The 4,715-nt window shown below is 68.3% G+C and carries 2 protein-coding genes and 1 pseudogene; 1 reads left to right on the top strand and 2 read right to left on the bottom strand.

Annotated elements, in window-relative coordinates; translation table 11 throughout:
• Positions 1-41: 41 nt before the first annotated feature.
• Complete coding sequence (locus FCI23_RS62075) at positions 42-269, bottom strand: hypothetical protein (protein WP_136730094.1); 228 nt, start codon at positions 267-269, stop codon at positions 42-44.
• On the opposite strand from FCI23_RS62075, the pseudogene FCI23_RS54105 reads away from it, so the two are divergent.
• Positions 159-1,167: pseudogene (locus FCI23_RS54105) on the top strand (integrase core domain-containing protein). The gene FCI23_RS62075 and the pseudogene FCI23_RS54105 sit on opposite strands and share 111 nt — an antisense overlap.
• A 307-nt stretch (positions 1,168-1,474) precedes the next feature.
• On the opposite strand, the gene FCI23_RS54100 reads toward FCI23_RS54105, so the two are convergent.
• On the bottom strand, positions 1,475-4,715 hold a 3,241-nt coding region (locus FCI23_RS54100; protein WP_136731545.1), incomplete at its 5' end, for a GH92 family glycosyl hydrolase.

The raw sequence follows: 4,715 nt of genomic DNA, 5'->3' as shown, positions 1-4,715 counted from the left end.
CGCGAACGGCCGTCGATCGGCGGACAAGCGTGTCAGGCTGATCAACCATGCTGCTGCGACTGCCCTACCTCGCCGTGTCGAGCGTGTTCTCCCTCATACGGTTGCTGCCGATGAGCGACGTTGACAAGGACATCGAGATATTGACGTTGCGGCACCAGCTGGCCGTCCTGCAGCGGCAGATCAACAGGCCACGCGTCTCCTCGGCGGATCGCGCTTTCCTGGCCGCGCTCCTCCACCGGCTCCCCAGGCCCAAGCTGCGGCAGCTGCACCTGATCGTCTCCCCGGACACGGTTCTGAGGTGGCACCGGGACGTCATGCGCCGCCGCCACGCCGCCGCCTCCCGTCGCAAGCGGCCCGGCCGTCCACCGACCCTCCCCCAGCCTTCGGCCGGGAGGTGCCCCCAGCAGCATCCAGGCTCTCGTCCTGCCACTGGCCCGCGAGAACAGTGGGTGGGGCTACAGAAGGATCCACGGCGAACTCGCGGTCCTCGGTATCAAGGTCGCACCCTCCACCGTGTGGGAGATCCTGAAGCAGCACGGGATCGAGCCGGCGCCCGAACGTGACCGTCAGACCTGGGCCGCGTTCCTGCGCAGCCAGTCCCACGCGATCCTGGCCTGCGACTACTTCACCGCCACCACCCTGAACGGTGCCACCGTGCACGTCTTCGCCGTCATCGAGCACGCCAACCGCCGCATCCGCATACTCGGCGCGACCGCCCACCCCACCGCGGACTGGGCCACCCAGGCCGCGAGGAACCTGATCATGGACCTCCAGGACGCCGGCGCCACCGTCACGCACCTGATCAGGGACCGCGACAGCAAGTACACCCGCGCGTTCGACGCCGTCTTCGCCGCCGAGGTCATCGAGATCGTCACCACCGGCATCCGCGTCCCCCGCATGAACGCCATCATGGAGCGCTGAGTGCAGACCTGCAGACACGAACTACTCGACCGCACGTTGATCTGGAACCAGGCCCACCTGCTCCACGCACTCAGCGAGTTCGAGTCGTTCTCCAACGAGCATCGGACCCACCGCGCCCTGCACAGCGCGGCGCCCCTGCGGCCGGTCCCCGAACCGATCACCGAAGCCGAGCGACTCGAGCGGTTGAACGTCCATCGGCGTGATCGACTCGGCGGCCTCCTCCACGAGTACGCACATGCCGCTTGACCTGTGCGGACGGAATAATCGGCACCCACACCCCAAACCGGTCAGAACATCGAAAGTCGAGGGACTCATCAACGAGTATCAAATCGCCAGTTGATACCACTACGAACTCGCAGATCAGCGGCCGAATCCTGTAATTGAGCCCCACAAGGTCAGATGCCTGTCCGGAAAACGCGAGGCTCCTCACTTCCGACACGATCACCGAGAACGGACAATAGCAATACGAGCTCAGCCCAAGACCGTGCATCTACTGCTAACTGATCAGGGCTCCCTCGCTTCAGCGAGGGAGCCCTGACTGTGGTACGGGCGGCTAGCCGGTCTGCTCAGGGGTGAGGAGCTGGATGGACGCCGCGCTAGCGTAGAGGTTGACCGGGCCGGCGTCGGCCGTGCGGATCTGGAGATGGGTGTCGGCCGCGGATGTGACCACGCCCTGGACGGTCAGGGTCTGGGGCGTGCCGGTCAGCTGGACGGTCTGACTGGTCAGGTCCTGTTGACCGTTCCAGAAGTCCAGATAGACCGAGCCGGTGCCCTCCAGGGTGACCGAGGCCTGGTAGCTCTGGCCGGCGGGCAGCTGGGACGTCGGATCGACCCAGATCCAGGTGTTGGGAGCCGCGTCGGTCTCGGTCCACTGCGCCGCGCTCGCGCCCTCGGGTGTGGTGGCGGGCGCGACGGTCCCGGGCACCGAGCCCACGCCGTTCTGCACCGGTCCCTGCCAGGCCAGTTGGCCGGTGGGCGTGCTGCCGAGCAGGTTGGGTCCGGTCGGGGTGAGAATGATCGGCTTGCGTCCCGGCGGGAACTCCAGCGGCCCGGACGGGTAGGACGGCGGCGCGTCAGCGGCCGCAGCCGCCCACGACTGGTCTGCGGTGGGCGAGAGGTTGAACGCCAGCTCGGTGGTGGCGGGCTGCCCCGACGGTGCGTCGGCCCCGGTGAGCCGCGACGCGGGCAGCCAGGCCGACGAGTAGGACTGCCCGTTGACGGACAGGCTGTGCACATAGGTGCTCGTCGAGGCGCCGGGCGCGGTCATCTCCAGCTGGTGGCCGCCGGGCAGGTGGATCTGCGCCCGGGAGAAGATCGGCGCGCCCAGCGCGAGCACCGGCGTACCCGGGGTTTCCGGATACATGCCGAGGCTCGACCACACGTACCAGGAGCTCATGGCGCCGAGGTCGTCGTTGCCTGGCTCCCCGCCGGGGGTGTCCGCGTAGACCGAGCTGAGCAGGCGGTGCACGATCTCCTGGCTCTTGTACGGCGCGCCGACGTAGTCGTACACCCACGGGGTCCCGAAGGCGGGCTCGTTGCCGGCCCATTCGTACGGCAGGTTGGGTCCGACGTTGAGCTGCTGGAAGTAGGTGTCCAGGCGCTTGATGGCGGCATCGTTGCCGCCCATCGCGCTGACCAGGCCATGGATGTCCTGCGGGATCGCCCAGGTGTACTGGGCAGCGTTGGCCTCCTGGAAGCCGGACTGGCCGAAGGTGCCCATGCCGTCCGTCGTCGGGTCGTACTCCGGGAACTGGCCGTCGGCGTCGCGCGGCTGGATGTAGCCGGTGGCGGTGTTGAAGACGTTGGTCCAGTTCTGCGACCGCTGCAGGAACGTCTGATAAGTCGAGGTCTCCCCCAGGGCCTTGGCGAGCTGCGCTATGCCGAAGTCGGCGGTGGCGTACTCGATAGTCTCCGAGGCTCCGTTGTTCTCCGGCGAGAGGGAGCTCTTCGTCGTGTTCGGGATGTATCCGAGCGACTCGTAGGAAGAGAGCTGGGGCCGCTCGACGTACCAGCCCTGGCCCATCTCACTGGGCGACGTCGGCACGCTGGTTGCGCCCTTGACCATGGCCGCCAGCGCGGCCTTGGCGTCGAAGTCCCGAGCGCCCAGGGCGTAGGCCTCGGCCAGCATCGGGTCGGCGGCGTCACCGTTCATGACGTCGGTGTAGTCGTTGGCGAATCCCCACTTGGGCAGCCAGCCGCCCTGCGCCTGGTCGTTGAGCAGTGAGGTCATCATCTGGCTCGTCTGCTCCGGGGCGATCACGGCGAGCAGGGGTATCTCGGAGCGGTAGATGTCCCAGCCTGAGAAGTTGGCGTACTGCTCCTTGCCGGGGGCAGTCCGGTGGACCTTGTCGTCGAAGCCGAGGTAGTCGCCGTTGGCGTCGGAGAAGATGCTCGGTTCGAGCATCGTGTGGTACAGCGCGGTGTAGAACTCCTGGCGCTGGGCCGCGGTGCCGCCGCCGATCCGCATCCGGGAGAGCAGGTGGTTCCACTGCGCGTAGGTGCGCTCGGCCACTGCGGGGACGCTCCAGCCGGGGTCTTCGCTCGCTAGGTTGGCGACGGCGTCGTCCTGGCTCACATAGGAGAGGGCGACCTTCATCGTCACCTGGTGCTGCGTGGTGGTGTCGAAGCTGACCCAGGCGCCCGACTGCAGCCCGTCGGTACCCGCGACCTGAGTGCGCGACTGCGAGCCCTTCGCCTCGACTCCGCGCGGGGCCACCGGTGTCCCGGTGCCGACACCGGCCGGCTTGCCATCGGGCCCGGCGGGCACCCGCTGAGTACCGGAGCCGCGCACGCTCACCTGGGTGGTACCGGGCGACTTCACGACTGTGTCCTGGTGGATCGACACCGCCGAAGCCAGCAGGTCGAGCGGGCCTGAGCCGGCGGTGCGCACCTGGAACTGCGGGGCGCCGATGGCGCCGGTCGGGATGGCGGCGTCCACCGTCAGCGTGACCGGGGTGGAGGTAAGTTTGACGGCCTTTCCGCCGACGTCCTGCCCTCCGTTGAAGAAGTTGAGGTAGACGTCGCCACTGCCCTGCAGGGTAACGCCGGCCTGGTAGGTGTCGCCCTGGGTCAGGGCCGGGGGCGTGGCCTGGATCCAGGTGTTGGCCAGGGCGTTGCTCTGCTTCCAGGCGACGGCGCTGCTGCCGTCTGGCGTCGTCGCGGGGGTGATGCTCGCGGTGGTCCCGCCGCTTGCCACCTCGTGGTAGCTCCACGGGAGATCACCGGCGGGCTGGGTGAAGATGTTGGGCCCGGTCGGCGCGGTGTGCCAGGTGCCGTACGAGGAGAACGGGCGGGAGAAGGTGGCGACGAAGTGCACCGGGTAGGTGCCCGGCGTACCGCAGAACTGCCCGGCCGTCTCGGTGCCGGTCACTTCGTTGTCGCCCACCACCTGGACGTTCGCGGCCTGGTTGCCGGACTGGGAGTCACCCATCTTGAACAGCATGTTCGCCGCGGTGGTGCTGGGATATGTGAATCGGCCTATGCCGGTGCGGGCGGTGGCTGCCACGTCGGCCTGCACCGGTGTGGACGCACCCGGGTTCAGCGCGACCGAGTACGAGCCCGGCGCGGCGTGTTCGCCGCTGTGCTGGAACGCCGCAGTGGCGCTCGCCGGGTCGGCGCCCAGCGCGCCCACGGTCGGCAGGATCGGGAAGTCGCCGTAGGCGCCGCAGCCCGGGCCCGACATATGGGTGAGGCTGAAGCCGGTGGTGGAGGTGTCGTCGTAGTTGTAGCCCCCGCCGTCCGGTCGTGAGGGCGTATCAGGGCTGAAGGACAGCATGCCGAAGGGCGCCGTCGCC

Source organism: Actinacidiphila oryziradicis, from assembly GCF_005047355.1.
GTDB lineage: Bacteria > Actinomycetota > Actinomycetes > Streptomycetales > Streptomycetaceae > Actinacidiphila > Actinacidiphila oryziradicis.
This window is presented reverse-complemented; position numbering and strand designations above follow the sequence as displayed.